This window comes from Pedobacter gandavensis (genome assembly GCF_032678745.1).
Classification (GTDB): domain Bacteria; phylum Bacteroidota; class Bacteroidia; order Sphingobacteriales; family Sphingobacteriaceae; genus Pedobacter; species Pedobacter gandavensis_C.
The window spans coordinates 199,897-216,229 of record NZ_JAVTST010000008.1; the positions used below are offsets into that span (position 1 = coordinate 199,897).

Genomic DNA, 16,333 nt, shown 5'->3' on the forward strand with positions numbered 1-16,333 from the left:
CCATATATGTTTAAGATATTCATACAGCGCCCGGTGCTTTCTACAGTGATCTCTGTGATCATTGTAATCCTGGGACTACTAGGGCTACTCGCGCTGCCCATTTCACAATACCCTGACATTGCCCCTCCTACTGTGCAGGTTTCTGCTTCATATACGGGTGCAAATGCCGATGTGGTACTTAAAAGCGTAATCATACCACTTGAGGAGCAAATCAACGGGGTAGAGAACATGACTTACATGACCTCTACAGCAACCAATGATGGTTCGGCAAGTATTAACATTTTCTTTAAAGTAGGAACTGATCCCGATTTAGCTGCCGTAAACGTGCAGAACAGGGTTTCCAGGGCGACCAGCTTATTGCCTCAAGAGGTAACACAGGCAGGGGTTACTGTAACTAAGAGTCAGAGTAGTAATTTGTTGATTTTCTCACTTTACAGTGAGAATCCGGCATACGACCAGACTTTCTTACAGAATTATGCAAAGATCAACTTAGTTCCCGCCATTCAAAGGGTTACTGGTGTTGGTAATGCGACGATTTTCGGATCTAAAGATTACTCGATGCGTATTTGGTTAAAACCAGATATGATGGCACAGTATAGCCTCATTCCTTCAGATATCTCTGCAGCATTGGCTGAGCAGAATATTGAAGCAGCACCGGGTAAATTTGGAGAGAATGGTGACGAAGCTTTCCAATATGTAATCAAATACAAAGGAAGGTTAACTAAAGCGACTGAGTTTGAAAACATCGTGGTTAAATCAGCAGGTAATGGCCAGTTGTTGCGACTAAAAGATGTGGCTAGAGTAGAACTGGGTTCTTTAAGTTATAGCTCAAACATTACCACCAACAGCAGACCATCGGTAGGTATGGCGATTAGCCAGACTCCTGGATCCAATGCAAGAGACGTAATCATTGAATCGAAAAAGATCATCGAACAGGCTTCTAAAGACTTCCCTAAAGGTGTAGGTTACGTGTACCTTGTTGATGTAAATGAAAACCTTGATGCTTCAATTGAGAAGGTAGTACATACCCTTATTGAAGCCTTTATCCTGGTATTTATCGTTGTTTTTATTTTCCTACAGGATTTCCGCTCCACCTTAATTCCTGCGATAGCAGTACCGGTAGCGATTGTGGGTACCTTCTTCTTTTTAAACTTATTTGGTTTTACAATCAACTTACTAACCCTGTTTGCACTCGTCCTCGCCATTGGTATTGTGGTGGATGATGCGATTGTGGTAGTGGAGGCCGTCCATGCGAAATTAGATCATGGTTATAAATCTGCCAGAAAAGCGACCATTGATGCCATGAGTGAAATCTCAGGAGCCATCATCTCGATTACACTGGTTATGGCCGCCGTATTTATTCCGGTAACCTTTATTACAGGTTCTACAGGAGTATTCTACAAGCAATTCGGTATTACCCTTGCAGTAGCGATTATCTTATCCGCAGTAAACGCATTGACCTTAAGTCCGGCATTGTGTGCTTTATTACTGAAACCACATGCAGACGACCATAAGCATCAAAGCTTCATGCAACGTTTCTATACGGCTTTCAACGTATCATTTGACAATGTAACCAGCAAATACAAGAAATCTATCCAGTTCCTTTCTATTAAGAAATGGATTGTACTAGGTTCTATTGTGTTGTTTAGTGGTGCATTGTTCTATATGATGAAAACCACGCCATCATCTTTTGTTCCTTCGGAAGATCAGGGAACTATTTTTGCCAACATCAGCTTACCGCCATCGGCTTCTATGGAGCGCTCAACGATCATCGCGAAGCAAGTAGATAGTCTGGCACACACCATCCCGGAAGTAAAAAACACCTTGCGTATTGTAGGGCAAAACTTTACTGCTGGTCAGGGTAGTGCTTACAGTATGGTAATTCTGAAACTAAAAACATGGAGCGATCGCGACCGTGGGATTCAGGAAATTATAGGCGAACTTTTCGCTAAAACAGCAGGCATCAGAGATGCAAGTATCTTCTTCATCTCCCCTCCTACTATTCAAGGATTTGGCCAGAGTGGTGGATTTGAATTCCAGGTACAGGATAAAGGTGGACATACCGTTCAGGAATTGTTCAAGGTAAACTCTGATTTCCTTGCCAACCTGTCTAAACGTCCGGAAATCCAATATGCGACCACTTCCTTTAACCCGAATTTCCCACAATATATGCTGGATGTAAATCTGGAAAAATGTAAGGAAGCTGGGATTACAGTAAATTCTGTACTGAATACCTTACAAGGTTATTATGGAGGTCTTTATGCTTCAAACTTTAACCAGTTTGGTAAGCAGTACCGTGTCATGATTCAGGCAGATGCCAATTACCGTAAAAATCCAGAAGGATTAAATAAAGTATTTGTTAGAAATAGCAAAGGAGAAATGGCGCCAATCACGGAATTCATCAACATGACCAGAGTATATGGTCCGGAGTCGATTTCGAGGTTCAACCTTTTCAGCTCGATTGCTGTGACAGGTGCACCGAACATGGGTTACAGTTCTGGGGATGCGATTAAAGCGATTCAGGAAGTTGCTGAAGAATCATTACCGGCAGGTTATGGTTATGATTTCTCTGGCCTTACCCGTGAAGAGTTGGCTTCTGGAAGTCAGACGGTATTTATCTTTATCCTATGTCTGATCTTCGTTTACTTCCTGTTGAGTGCGCAATATGAAAGTTATATTCTTCCATTTGCGGTTATTCTATCTATTCCATTCGGTTTGGCAGGTGCTTATCTGTTCTCGATCATCTTTGGATTAAACAGTAACATTTACCTTCAGATCTCCCTCATCATGCTTATTGGTTTATTGGCCAAGAATGGTATTTTGATTGTGGAGTTTGCTCTGGAAAGAAGACGCCAGGGACTGGACATTGTACAGTCGGCCATTCAAGGTGCTGTAGCACGTTTCAGACCGATCTTAATGACTTCATTTGCCTTCATCTTTGGATTGGTTCCATTGATGTTCTCTACCGGTGCCGGTGCAGTGGGTAACAAGTCTATTGGTACAGGTGCTGTGGGTGGTATGCTTATCGGAACAATCTTAGGGGTATTTGTGATCCCTGTGTTGTTCATTATTTTCCAGACGTTACAGGAAAAAATCAGTGGTCCTTTACATTTAAAGACTTACGACGATGATGACGAAGACGCTATTGATCCGACTAAGGCTAAAAAAGCGCCGCAGCATTAATTCATTTATTAAGAAGAAACAATGACATTATCCTATAAAAAACAGATGTTCACCCTTGCACTAGCGGCTACCGTTTTTGCCTCCTGCAGGGTGACTAAACCTTACGAAAGTCCACAGGTAAAAACCATGGGATTGTTTCGTGAGCAAACGTCAACAGATACGCTTTCCATGGCCAATACGCCATGGCAAAGTGTCTTTGCAGATCCTCAATTGTCGGGATTGATCCAGGAAGGCCTGGATCAAAATCTGGACTTGAAGAATGCCGTTCAGAATATTGTGCAGTCGAAAGCAACCTTACAACAAAGTAAGGCTGCCTTTTTCCCTACGCTAACCGCTGATGTGAATGCTGCCAGAAATAAACAGTCGCAAGCTGGATTAAACTTTCCTCCGGGGATCAATATCAATACGCTGACCAACTCTTTCAAGGCGCAATTCAGCACCAGTTGGGAAGCTGATATCTGGGGTAAACTAAGCAGTGCCAAAAGAGCTGCCTTAGCGACTTACTTCCAAACAGATGCTGCAAAGAGAGCGATACAAACTCAGCTGATTGCGGATATCGCCAACAACTATTATACATTACTGGCTTTAGATAGCCAGCTGGAGATTACGCAACAGACTTTAAAAAGCAGGATTACTGGTGTAGAAACCATGAAAGCTTTAAAAGAAGGTGCAGTAGTTAACGGTGCAGCAGTTGTACAGAGTGAGGCCAGTAGATACGCTACAGAAGTGACTATTCCGGATTTAAAAAGAACCATCAGAGAAACAGAGAATGCGTTAAATATTCTGTTAGCTAGAGCGCCAGGGCCAATTGGTCGTGGTAAATTGCTTCAACAGAATCCTAGCAGCGACTTAAAAATTGGTGTTCCTACGCAATTGCTGGAAAACAGACCGGATGTACAAAGTGCGGAACTTGCTTTCAGAGCTGCATTCGAGAATACGAATTTAGCACGCACCTATTTCTATCCATCTTTTACCATTACGGCAACAGCTGGATTATCTAGTCTGGATCTTAAAAACTTCTTTGACAAGTCTATTTTCTACAACCTTTTGGGTGGATTAACACAGCCAATTTTCAATAAAGGTTTGAACAAAGCGAGATTAATCACTGCAAAATCCGTTCAGGAGCAAGCAGTAAATAGCTTCCAGAAAACACTACTGGTAGCAGGAAAGGAAGTATCTGATGCATTATATACTTATCAGACTGCTGTTGAAAAAGAAGACGCACGTGCAAAACAGATTGCTGCATTACAAAAATCAGTAGATTATACACAGGAATTATTGAGATACAGTTCTGCTACCAACTATACAGATGTATTGACTTCTGAGCAAAGCTTACTTGCTGCGCAATTGAGTGGTGTGAATGACAGGTTGCAAAAACTACAATCTGTGGTAAACCTATACAGAGCATTAGGTGGTGGTTGGAAATAATCCCCTACACTCTCCTGATTTATAATCAGCTCTTGATTTAAATACAAAAAAATGCCCCCATAAAGTGTCTAACTTTTTGGGGGCATTTTCAATATTAGGGGAATTTAAATTAGCGTTTAAAACCGGATCATTAAAGAGGCTTTCTTTAATCATCCTCGGCATGCAGGGTGTTTTTATGTGCTTCCGGGTTATAGGAAGCCTGCAACTCTGCAAGTTTTTTCTTGCCATAAGCCAGTCTGGTGATCAATACAAAAAGTACTGGTACAATAAAGAGTGCAAATATCGTTGCTGATAGCATTCCTGCAGCAACTGTCCAGCCTATGGTTTGACGGGAAACGGCACCTGCACCTGTAGAAATCATCAAAGGAATTACCCCCAGAATGAATGCTAGTGAGGTCATAATAATTGGTCTGAGCCTCAACCTAACCGCTTCAATTGTTGCGGCGATCAGTTCCATTCCCCAATCGACCCTTTCCTTAGCAAATTCTACAATCAGAATTGCATTCTTTGCAGATAAACCGATGAGGGTAATCAATCCCACTTGTGCATAAATATTATTATCGAGCTTAGGGAGGAAAGTCAATGCCAGGATGGCACCAAATAAACCCAATGGTACTGATAACAAAATCGAGAAGGGTACCGACCAGCTTTCATATAAAGCGGCAAGTAATAAAAACACAAAGACAATGATCAGCGTAAAGATCAGCGTTGTACTATTCCCTGCTTCAGTTTCTTCCAGACTTAGTCCGGAGAAATCATAAGCATAGGTAGCCGGTAAAGTCTGAGCCGCCACTTCTTGCAAAGCCTTTAAGGCATCCCCAGAACTACTACCTGCCTTAGCGGCTCCTCCAATCTCTACAGAACGGAAAAGGTTATAGTGATTGATGATAGAAGGATTCTCGATCACTTTATAGGAAACCAGAGTACTGAGTGGAACTGACACCCCCTTAGCATTCATCACCCGAAGCTGTTTCAGGTTTTCGATATTTGTCCGGTAATTGGTATCTGCCTGACTCACCACCCTAAAGTTTCTTCCATATTTGGTAAAATCATTGATATAACTACTACCAAGATAGGTGGAGATGGTACTATAAATTGCACCGACAGAAACCCCCATCCTTTTCGCCTGATCCCGATCTACCTGAACTTTATAATTCGGTGTTTTTGAATTGAACAAAGTATAGGCCATTCCGATTTCCGGACGTTGATTAGCTGCGGCAAGGAATTTACCTACATTGGCTTCAAACTCTTTAATGTCGCCACTTTGCTTCTCCTGAATTTGAAGGGTAAAACCACCACTAATCCCCAGACCTGGAATTGCCGGTGGTGATACCACCAGAATACTTCCATCCTTATCTCCGGTAAATGACTTCGTTAAGCCAGCCATAATCGTGTTCACGTCTTTTTCGCGGACATCCCAGTTTTTAAGCTGTACGAAGAAGGTTCCTGCATTAGACTTAAAGGATCTGTTGAGGATATTGATCCCACTAATAGAAGTAATGTTATCTACTTCCGGATTATTATTACGGATGCTATCCGTGATTCTTTTAATAAAAGCATCAGTACGTGCCGCTGAAGCGCCTTCAGGTAAAGTTGCACCAACTAAAAAGATCCCGGCATCTTCATTAGGAATAAAGCCGGTAGGCTTTTTCATAAATAAAGTGCCTGTTCCAATGTAAATACAAACCAGAATAATCATCACCAAAGGAATTGCCTTTAAGGCTTTTTTAACCCCCATAGAGTAATTATGACTCACTCTGGCAAACCATTGGTTAAACTTAAAGAACAACTTATTTAGTCCTTTAGAGTCCTCCGTTAAATTCATTGGTTTCAACAAGATAGAACACAATGCAGGCGTTAGTGTAAGTGCAACAAAGGCGGAGATCAATACGGAAACGGCGATGGTAATGGCAAATTGCTGATACAATTTACCAACCATTCCGGGTATGAATCCCACCGGAATAAATACTGCAGCCAGGATCAGCGCAATCGCAATTACGGGAGCGGTAATGTCGCTCATTGCTCTTCTCGTAGCCTCAGGTGCTGATAAACCATCATGATCCATATAATGCTGGACCGCTTCCACCACCACAATAGCATCATCTACCACAATACCAATGGCGAGTACAAAACCAAACATGGTCAGGGTATTGATAGAGAAACCAAAGAAAGTGAAAAAGATAAAAGTACCGATAATAGACACGGGGATAGCCAGTACCGGAATTAGGGTCGCCCTCCAGCTTTGCAGGAAGATAAACACTACTATTGTTACCAGTACCAATGCTTCGATCAGCGTATGTACCACTTCATTAATAGAAACCTTTACTACGGTTACCGTTTCATAAGGAACGGTATAATCCAGGTCTTTGGGGAATGATTTCTTCAATTGCTCCAATGCTGCATAAATACCATCAGCAGCCTGTACCGCATTCCCTCCAGGTGTCTGATTGATCATCATCATCGAGGCCACTTTTCCATTCACCTTAGAGTTAATGGAATAACTAAAAGCACCAAGTTCTATCCTGGCAACGTCTTTTAGATAAACGACAGAACCGTCGGCTCCTGTTTTAATGACAATATTCTTGAACTGATCTACCGTATTCAGATCACCATCCAGGATCACAGAAAATTCAAAAGTCTGATGATCTGGTTGTGGAGGTGCCCCAACACTACCTCCCGGGACACGGGTATTTTGTTCCTGTACGGCAGCCGAAACATTTGCCGGGGTAAGGCCATAATTGGCGAGTTTATTGGCATCCAACCAAATCCGCATACTAAATGGCTGACCAAAAGCCTGAACATCTCCTACTCCCTGAACGCGCAATAAGGCATCTTTTACGTATAGATTGACATAATTGGATATAAATTTATCATCATAAGTCCCATTGGGAGAATATAAACCTACCACCATTAAAATATCATTATTCGCTTTCTTGGTAGTTACTCCTAGACGGTTAACTGCCTCCGGCAAGGAAGGTTCGGCGATTCCGACCCTATTCTGTACATCCAGTGCAGCGATATCAATATTTGTTCCTACATCAAAGGTTACTGTGATAGAAGAACGTCCATCGGAAGTACTGTTAGAAGACAAATACTTCATTCCGGGTGTGCCATTAATTTGGCTTTCTATGGGAGTGGTCACTGTTTGTTCCACAGTTTGCGCATCAGCTCCGGTATAGGTTCCTGAAACGGTAACTGTTGGAGGTGCAATACTTGGGTACTGACTGATGGGTAAAGTTGTGATAACAATTGTTCCAATCAGTACAATTAATATGGAAATTACGATGGCCGTGACCGGGCGCCTGATAAATACTTCTGAGATCATAAGCTTGAGATTCTTTTAAAATTTTACCACAGCACCAGGCCTTAAATTTTGCGCCCCTTCGGAGACAACCATTTCTCCTGCCTTCAGGCCTTCTTTTACCACCACACTCTTGTCAAATTGTTTACCCAGTTGAACAATCCGTTGTTCTACCTTATTACTATCAGCCACTACATATACATTAAATGCACCTAACTGCTCAGTAACTGCTTTATAAGGGATCACCAATTCATTATCTGTGGATTTGTTGAGCACTCTCATATTTACCGTCATCCCGGCGATTAGTTTTCCGGCATTATTGGGATAACCAATCCGTACTTTTATAGTCCCGGTTGCGGGATCTACAGCACGGTCTATCGTAATGATTTTACCTTGACGTTTATATAAACTTCCATCTTGCAATTGTACTGTAAAAACAGAGTCTTTCAGGATTTGTGGATTGTTCTTCATTTTCAGGAAATGCGGAATATCACCTTGATTTACGGTGATGTCTACTGCAATCGGGTTTCCAGTAGAAACGGTATTTAGAATTGTAGTTGAGGGCGCTACTAAGGCGCCTGGTTTCACTTGCGAAATACCTATAGTTCCGGTTAAAGGAGAAACAATGATGGCATTTTGAAGATCGTTGTTTGCCGCAGAAAGTGTTGCCCTTGCGGCAGCTACCTGAGATTCTGCATTTGCCAGATCTGTTAAGGCATAGTCAACGCGTTGCTTTGCAATCGCATCCTGGGCAGCAAGGTTCTTATAACGTTCTGCATCCTTCTTAGCCTTGTCCCGATTGGCCTGAGCAACTGCTACATTAGCTTTTGCCGAATTATAAGTCGCCAGATATTTTGTGCGGTCTATTTCGTAGAGCTTTTGCCCTTTCGTTACTTTTTGTCCGTCACGTACATAGATGGCCGTAATAAATCCACCAACCTGCGCCCTGATTTCCACTTCATCCAGCGCGACAACTACGCCGGGATAGGTATCCACCGTGGTGACTGGCTGGGCAGCTACCTTATAAACCGATACTGGAGTTGCGGGAGGCGGGCCTGCTTGCTGCTGTGCAGCTTTATTTCCATTACCGCATGACGCTAAAGAAATGGAGCCCAAAATAACAATGCCTAGTTTTACGTGATTAATCGTCTTCATTTGAGTACTTATTGGTTTACGGTAATTGTGCCTAATGCTTGTTGTACATCTATTCTGGAAGAAAGAAGGCTGTACAGAGAATTTAAATAGTTGAGCTGAGCGGTGCGCAGGTCTGTTTCTGAGGTCATCAGATCCAGGTAAGTTTTTATACCCTCATCATATTGTAATTTGATGGTTTGATACACCTGTTGGGAAATCGCAACATTGGCTCCTGCTGTTTTCCAATCGTTCAGATTGGCTTTATAGGTCGCCATAGCTGCCTCATATTGCGTCTTAATCTGATTCTTGGCATTGACCAGATCGAGGTCTATCCTTTGCTCCTGCAATTGTGATTTTTTTAGCTCCTGAATTCTTTTGGTTCCCTGAAAAATAGGCAGATTCAATTTTAAGCCAAATAAGGAACTCGGGTAATTTTTGTTATAAAGATCCCCAAAATTGTTATTGAGGTAATTCCAGTTGTAGTTGATAAAACCAGAGATATTGGGCAAGAAAGACCATTTATTATAATTGGTATTGAGGTGCTGCAGCTGCTTTTGTGTTTGAAGCAACCGGTATTCTATCCTGTTTTCATAAGTTTCCCTTTGATTGGTATCAATAAGAATTTCATTTTCCATCTTTACCGCATTAAAGTTCAGACTAAAATCCTTTTCCCCGGCATAGCCAATCAGTTCTTTCAGGTAAGCATATTTATATTTGATCAATTCCTCTGACCTCTTTTTATCTGCCCTGGAATTACTCAAACTAATTTGTGCCCGCTGATAATCGGTTTTGTCGACCAAACCATTTTCATATTGTGCCTTTGCATCTTTCAGCTGCTTCTCCAGCCTTGCAATGTTTTCATTAATGATCTTTAACTGCTCATTACTTGTCAGTACATCGAAATAAGCTTTACTGACACTTACTACGGTATTGATTTTCGTATTCTCTGTATTTTGCTGATACTGCTGTCTGTAATACTTCGAAGCTTTGGAGGCTTGTATTAATCCAGCATCCAGAAATTTCTGATCCGCTTGTATCGTAAACGCAGAAGTATTTTTAGTACCCAATATCAATGTCTGACTCTGTCCACCAGTGGTCAGTACACTCACCTGCTGCTTAAGGTTATGGTTATAATTCGCAGTACCATTGATTTGAGGAAACCAACCTGAAAGCGCAGATTTGATATCCCGCTCTCCAATCTCTTCATCGATCAACGATTGCTGCACTCCGGGCTTATTGACCAGGGCATAGTTGATCACCTCCTGTAGTGTGGCATTTTTCAATTCTTTAGTCTGCTGTTCCGTTTGTCCAAAAGCAACCGAACACCAGGTAACCGGTAGGATCAGGAAGAACGTTAAGATCGGTTTTTGTAGTTTCATAAGGTAGGAAAATGAAGTATTTATAAAATCATCATAGTTTGTTATTCCTTTCTATAAAAATGAATACCAGATCACCTCGTTCACACTTTCCTCTTACCGATACTCATTGTTCATTTGATATTATTAATTAACCAGATGAAGGGAGATTCTTAATGGGTATTGTTGTCGTATTATATCATAAAACGCTAGTTTTTCTTACTAACGCTTTTCTGGTTATGATTTGACAACAACCTATATATCAATATTGTTTCAGGATAATAAAAATTATAATCAGGCCTTTTGGAACTAAGATTGTGCTGTTTTTCTCAGAAAATCAAAGCCCTGATAATCATTATTTTTTTATGTAATATTGGCTGTATGAATATTCTGATTGTGGAAGATGAAAAAAATCTGGCTTTGGAAATGGCAACATTTCTGGGGAAAGAAGGGTATACCATAGAACATGCCTGGAAGAAATCTTCCGCAGCGGAAAAAATATTTGTGAACACTTACGACTTTATTTTACTGGATCTTGGGCTTCCTGATGGCGATGGTTTTGAATTACTCCATCAGTTTAAACAATTAAAAGACCGCGAGGATGCCCTGATTATCCTGACCGCAAGAGGCGATGTGGAAGACCGGATTAAGGGCTTGGAATCCGGAGCAGATGACTATCTACCTAAGCCATTTTCCCTCACGGAACTCCTGGCCAGGATGCATGCCATCATTAGAAGAAAGCATAAGCTGGAAATGAATGAGGTCAACATCCATCACTTTATCCTGGATATCAAGAATCATAAGCTCAGTTTCGAGGGGCAAAAGATTAATCTGACAGGAAAAGAATTTGAGATCTTTAATTACCTGGTTTTGAATAAAAACAGAGTGATTTCGAGGATCAACCTGACGGAGCATGTATGGGGTGATATCCTGGAAATCAATTCCGACTCTAACTTTGTGGATGTTCATGTGAAAAATTTAAGGAAAAAGCTTTCGGTACACGCCCATATCGATTGGTTTGAAACGGTAAGGAGCATTGGTTACCGAATCAATTCGACATCATAAAACTCTGGGAAAGATGAAGCTGCAACTCAAACTTGCTTTATATAATACGCTCACGAAGGCGGCAATCATCACCCTAATGGGCATTTTAATCCTGGTATCAATCAACAGGATTTCGGTGAACCACATGCACCAGCGTCTGATTCAGAAAAAGAACAAGCTGGTGACTCACCTGTCCGGTGCCGCGATCAATGATCTGTTGACACAACAAAAAACATTTACCGATTACAACTTACTGAAAGAAGAATACATCATTCTAAAGGAAGTCAAGAACAACCATCAGGAGAAATTAAAACAGCATTTTTCTCAGGAAACACGGGAAATTGAGGGGAATCAGGAGGAATACCAGATCCTAACCGCTGAGTTTGAATACCAGGGAAAAAGATACCTTTTGGAACTTGGAGAAACCATGTCCACGGTTGGGCAGCTGGAACATACGATTTCCGTATTCACCTTTGTAATCCTACTCGCAGCTGTAGTCCTGACCCTTGTAACTGACCTCGCCTTTAGTAAATTCTTACTGGCCCCTTTTTATCAGATCATTGACCAGAAGCTCAACAAGGTAAACGATCCGATTAGTTTCAATTATGAGCCTGTAAAAACGACCACAGAAGATTTCCGGATACTAGACCAAAGCATCAGCACGTTAATGAATAAAATCACTGATCTTTTCCTGAGCGAAAAAGAATTCATTGCCAATGTTTCTCATGAACTCCTCACCCCGATCTCTATTTTAAACACCAGACTGGAAAACCTGCTGAACGATGAAAAGTTAAGTATTGAAGGGGAGAATAAGATATTTGCTTGTTTAAAAACACTCAATCGTCTCAAGTCCATCATCAATAGCCTGTTGCTCATTTCCAAAGTAGAAAACAACCAATACAAAAAACCGGATACGATTGTGCTGAAGGAAATGATTCATGAAGTTTATGAAGAACTGGAACATCGGCTGGAGATGATGAACCTAAGTTTTACCATCAATTTAACGGAGTCCTATGTTTTCAAAGGAAACCGTTCTTTGTTTCATACTTTACTAATGAACATTGTAAACAATGCGATTAAATACAATATTCCATCTGGAAGCGTTCAGATTTATGATACGATTATTAACGATAGTTATGCCGTGGTTATCGCCGATACCGGCCAAGGAATGGAAATAAACCAGGTTTCCCATGCTTTTCAACGCTTTGAAAAGTTCCAGTCGGAAAAAGAAGACAGCTATGGTTTAGGGCTATCAATTGTGAAAAGTATTGCCGCTTTCCATCAGATTGACCTGGATATCGATTCGGGAATTGGTAAAGGAACAAGGGTAACGATTATATTTCCAAAGAAAATAATCCAACCTATTCAATCTTCATAAAATCTTCATGTTTGATGAGCAACTTTGATCTAACAAATCACATAAAACAATTAAAAACATGAAAAGAACAATTTTAGCGCTTGCATTAGTTGCAACAACTTTCGGCGCATTCGCACAAACTCCTGCTGCAACTGCAAAACCTGTAGCTCATAAACACCATGCAAAAGCAGTAGCTCACAAAGCTGAAGTTACTAAAACTGCAGCAGCTCCTGTTACAAAAGCAGCTGTTAAACCTGTAGCAAAACAAAAATAAGTCTTAACCACCTCGTTAAGAACTATAGCCTAAGGGGATATTCAGATATGGATATCCTCTTTTTTTTGTACTTTGGCTTCAACCACAAACAAATCTGAACCAAATTATGAAGAAATTATTCCTTGTTCCCCTCGCTTGCGCTGCCCTTTTTTTTGGCTGTAGTTCATTAAAGAAACCAGCTTCAGCACCGCAAGGACCTGCCGGCAAGGCGGCAAATAAAGATGGCTTTATCTCCTTGTTTAATCAAAAAGATATCAATGATTGGTTTGTAAAGATTGCTCATCATGAGGTTGGCGAGAATTATGGCAATACTTTCCGCGTGGAAGATGGCATGGTAAAAGTAAGATACGACCAGTATGGCGACTTTAACGACCAGTTTGGTCATTTGTATTATAAGGTGCCTTACTCCTATTACCATTTGGTGGTAGAATATCGCTTTGTAGGTGATTTACAGAAAGGCGCACCCGATTATACGTTAAGAAATAGCGGAGTGATGTTCCATTCTCAGGATCCAAGAACGATGCCTAAGGAACAGGATTGGCCGATTTCTGTAGAGATGCAGTTTTTAGGAGGCCTGGGAGATGGCAAACCAAGACCTACAGGAAACATGTGTTCTCCGGGGACAAATGTAGTTTACAAAGGAAAAATTGCCGCTTCCCATTGTCTCAATTCAACTTCAAAAACTTATCATGGCGACCAATGGGTTCGTGCGGAATTAGTCGTTTTAGGTGACTCGCTAATCACGCATATCATCAATGGGGATACGGTATTACAATACTCGAAGCCACAAATTGGTGGTGGTACCGCTAATGGTTATGATCCTAAAATCAAGATTGACGGCAAATTGCTAAGTAGCGGTTTTATTGCCTTACAAAGTGAAGGACAGCCGATTGACTTCCGAAAAGTGGAACTGAAAGACTTATCGAATTTAAAAGAAAAAACCAAAGCCAAATAGGCCTGGTTTTTCTTTAATTATTTCTTTTCACAAACTATTGCAGGTATCCTGTTTTACTTATACATTTGCCCCACCAAAAATTGGGACATGCATCCATAGCTCAGCTGGATAGAGCAACGGTTTTCTAAACCGTAGGTCATAGGTTCGAATCCTATTGGGTGTACAAGGGATTTATCTCTTAAATTAAGGCGAAGTTGCTCCAGACTTCGTCTTTTTTTGTTTAAAGGATTTTAGCAAGCGCTTTCTTTTTCAGCATTTATTGCTTCCTATAAAAAAAGCCCCGGAAATTTAATGCTTTTCCAGGGTGGTCATTTTATTTATTCTTTTTAAAAATATTCTGCCAGGTATGGGGTTCTGCAGTTTTGTCTTAGTGTTTTCAGTGCCCTATCTTTTAGCTGTCTGATGCGCTCCTTACTCAGGTTAAAGACTTCTACCATATCATCCAATGTTAAGGCAGTATGGTTATCCAGTCCAAAGAAAAGCGTGATAATCCATTTTTCTCTTTCCGGAAGTACCCCTAAAGTACGCTGCAAATCCTCGCTCAGCGATTCTGTCATCATTTGTGCATCTGTATTCGGCACATTGGTATTGACCAGACTATCCAGTAAACTAAAACCACTTTCTTCATTGGTGGTCATGTCTAATGAAAAAGACAGAGGTGCGCTTGATAAATAGTCAGAAACCTTATCTGCAGAAAGTTCAGTTTCCTGAGAAATCTCCTCATAGGTAGGCAAACGTTCTAACTTCTGCTCTAATAAATCTGATGCTTTGTTGATTTTGATGATGCCTAGCACCTGATTTCCAGGAAGGCGGATCATTCTCTTTTGATCAGCCAATGCCTGCATGATGCTCTGACGAATCCACCAAACAGCGAAAGAGATAAACTTGAAACCTTTGGTATCGTCAAACCGTTCCGCAGCTTTAATCAAACCCAAGTTGCCTTCACTGATCAGGTCTGCTAATTGTAAACCTCTGTTTTGATATTTTTTGGCCACAGAAACGACAAAGCGTAAATTGGTTTTCACTAGTTTATCCAGTGCTGCTTTATCGCCTTTTTTTATTCTTCTGGCCAGATTCAACTCTTCCTCCACATTCACCAGGTCGATTCTTCCAATATCTGTTAGATACTTATCAATAGATTCGGAGTCCCGATTGGTAATAGATGGTGCAATTTTCAATTGTCTCATACCGTCGCTTTATTTTCAAATGATACTTTTTTGTTTAAATGCTCTACTTCAAAATCCTGCATACATTTCACCAATGCTTCTACACTTGATAATGGTAATGCATTGTATAGGGAAACCCTGAAACCACCTGCAGAAGGGTATCCTTTAATACCCACCATGCCTTGTGCGGTTGCGAAATCTAAAAATTTGCTTTCCAAGTCAAGATCTTTCGCCTTAAAAGTCACATTCATTCTGGACCTGTCGGCAGGATCTGCCAGTCCATAGAACAAGGAGTTTCTATCTATCTCGTTATATAACAATTCCGCTTTGGCAATATTTTCAATTTCCTGCTGTGGAACACCTCCCTTTTCTTTTAGCCACCTTAAATTCAACATGGCTACATAAATTGAAAATACCGGAGGGGTATTGAACATAGAGTTGTTATCTCTGAAGATCCGATAATCGGACATAGAAGCCATATCAGTTTCGATCTTTTCCAGCAAGCTATTTTTAATCACTACCAGTGTCATTCCTGCAGGTCCCATATTTTTTTGTGCTCCTGCATAGATCAGGTCGAAATCTCCTACCTCAATCTTTCTGCTAAAAATATCCGAAGACATATCGCAGATCACCGGAACATTGGTATTTGGAACGCTAAACATTTCCGTTCCTTCAATCGTATTATTTGAGCAATAATGAAAATACGCAGCATCGGCTGGAATTTGATATGCTTTAGGAACATAATAATAGTTTTTATCTTTTGAAGAGGCAACGATTTCCACCTCTCCATAAAACAAGGCTTCTTTGATGGCTTTCAAAGAAAAGAAGCCTGTGTCCAGATAAGCTGCTTTTTTACCCTGTTGCAGAAAATTCATGGCCAGCATAGAAAATTGAGTGCTGGCACCACCTTGCAAAAACAAGACGCTATAATCTGCAGAAACGCCAAGTAATTCTCTCACCAAATCCTGTGTTTCATTGATGACCGCTTCGAACTCTGGCGTTCGGTGAGAAATCTCCAAAACACTGAGGCCAATGCCATTAAAGTTCCTGACAGCATCTGCTGCCTGATCTAAAACTACCGCTGGTAAAATACATGGTCCGGCACCGAAATTATGTTTGATCATTGTTTATAGGTT

The 16,333-nt window shown here is 41.0% G+C and carries 11 protein-coding genes and 1 tRNA gene; 7 read left to right on the forward strand and 5 right to left on the reverse strand.

The genetic code is table 11. The features are described from left to right. Positions 1–6: 6 nt before the first annotated feature. Together R2S10_RS21210 and R2S10_RS21215 are read left to right on the forward strand one after the other, a co-directional pair. Positions 7–3,183, forward strand: coding sequence for an efflux RND transporter permease subunit (locus tag R2S10_RS21210; protein ID WP_316842421.1), 3,177 nt, complete (start codon positions 7–9; stop codon positions 3,181–3,183). A gap of 21 nt (positions 3,184–3,204) precedes the next feature. After that, complete coding sequence (locus tag R2S10_RS21215) at positions 3,205–4,611, forward strand: efflux transporter outer membrane subunit (protein WP_316842422.1); 1,407 nt, start codon at positions 3,205–3,207, stop codon at positions 4,609–4,611. A 145-nt stretch (positions 4,612–4,756) separates the two neighbouring features. Here the strand turns inward: R2S10_RS21215 and R2S10_RS21220 are convergent, their stop codons facing one another. From R2S10_RS21220 to R2S10_RS21230, 3 genes are read right to left on the reverse strand one after another with little or no spacing between them, the layout of a single operon-like run. Continuing rightward, positions 4,757–7,936: a multidrug efflux RND transporter permease subunit gene (locus tag R2S10_RS21220; RefSeq protein WP_316842423.1), complete on the reverse strand. Its 3,180-nt coding sequence runs from the start codon at positions 7,934–7,936 to the stop codon at positions 4,757–4,759. A gap of 15 nt (positions 7,937–7,951) precedes the next feature. Continuing rightward, on the reverse strand, positions 7,952–9,067 hold the full coding sequence (locus R2S10_RS21225; RefSeq protein ID WP_316842424.1) for an efflux RND transporter periplasmic adaptor subunit: 1,116 nt from the start codon (positions 9,065–9,067) through the stop codon (positions 7,952–7,954). A gap of 8 nt (positions 9,068–9,075) precedes the next feature. After that, the gene (locus R2S10_RS21230; protein WP_316842425.1) at positions 9,076–10,425 is read right to left on the reverse strand and encodes a TolC family protein; all 1,350 of its coding nucleotides are present in this window, start codon (positions 10,423–10,425) and stop codon (positions 9,076–9,078) included. A gap of 357 nt (positions 10,426–10,782) precedes the next feature. On the opposite strand from R2S10_RS21230, the gene R2S10_RS21235 reads away from it, so the two are divergent. The 5 genes from R2S10_RS21235 (at position 10,783) to R2S10_RS21255 (ending at position 14,194) form a co-directional block, all read left to right on the forward strand. Continuing rightward, positions 10,783–11,466, forward strand: a complete 684-nt coding sequence (locus tag R2S10_RS21235) for a response regulator transcription factor (RefSeq protein WP_316842426.1) — start codon at positions 10,783–10,785, stop codon at positions 11,464–11,466. A gap of 13 nt (positions 11,467–11,479) precedes the next feature. Then, positions 11,480–12,823 (forward strand): HAMP domain-containing sensor histidine kinase, encoded by a 1,344-nt coding sequence (locus R2S10_RS21240; RefSeq protein ID WP_316842427.1) that lies wholly within the window; start codon positions 11,480–11,482, stop codon positions 12,821–12,823. Positions 12,824–12,881: 58 nt separating this feature from the next. Then, a complete protein-coding gene (locus R2S10_RS21245; protein ID WP_316842428.1) occupies positions 12,882–13,076 on the forward strand; it encodes a hypothetical protein in 195 nt (64 codons plus the stop codon). Positions 13,077–13,182: 106 nt separating this feature from the next. Then, positions 13,183–14,031 carry a DUF1080 domain-containing protein gene (locus R2S10_RS21250; RefSeq protein ID WP_316842429.1) on the forward strand — a complete coding sequence of 283 codons (849 nt, stop codon included), beginning with the start codon at positions 13,183–13,185 and terminating at the stop codon, positions 14,029–14,031. An 89-nt stretch (positions 14,032–14,120) separates the two neighbouring features. Beyond that, a tRNA-Arg gene (locus R2S10_RS21255) sits at positions 14,121–14,194 on the forward strand. Between the two features lie 163 nt (positions 14,195–14,357). Here R2S10_RS21255 and R2S10_RS21260 read toward each other — a convergent pair. After that, entirely contained in the window at positions 14,358–15,218 is an 861-nt protein-coding gene (locus R2S10_RS21260; protein WP_316842430.1) for an RNA polymerase sigma factor RpoD/SigA, read from the reverse strand. Then, on the reverse strand, positions 15,215–16,318 hold the full coding sequence (gene serC / locus R2S10_RS21265; RefSeq protein ID WP_316842453.1) for a 3-phosphoserine/phosphohydroxythreonine transaminase: 1,104 nt from the start codon (positions 16,316–16,318) through the stop codon (positions 15,215–15,217). The genes R2S10_RS21260 and serC overlap by 4 nt, the downstream gene beginning before the upstream one ends. Positions 16,319–16,333 lie beyond the last annotated feature (15 nt).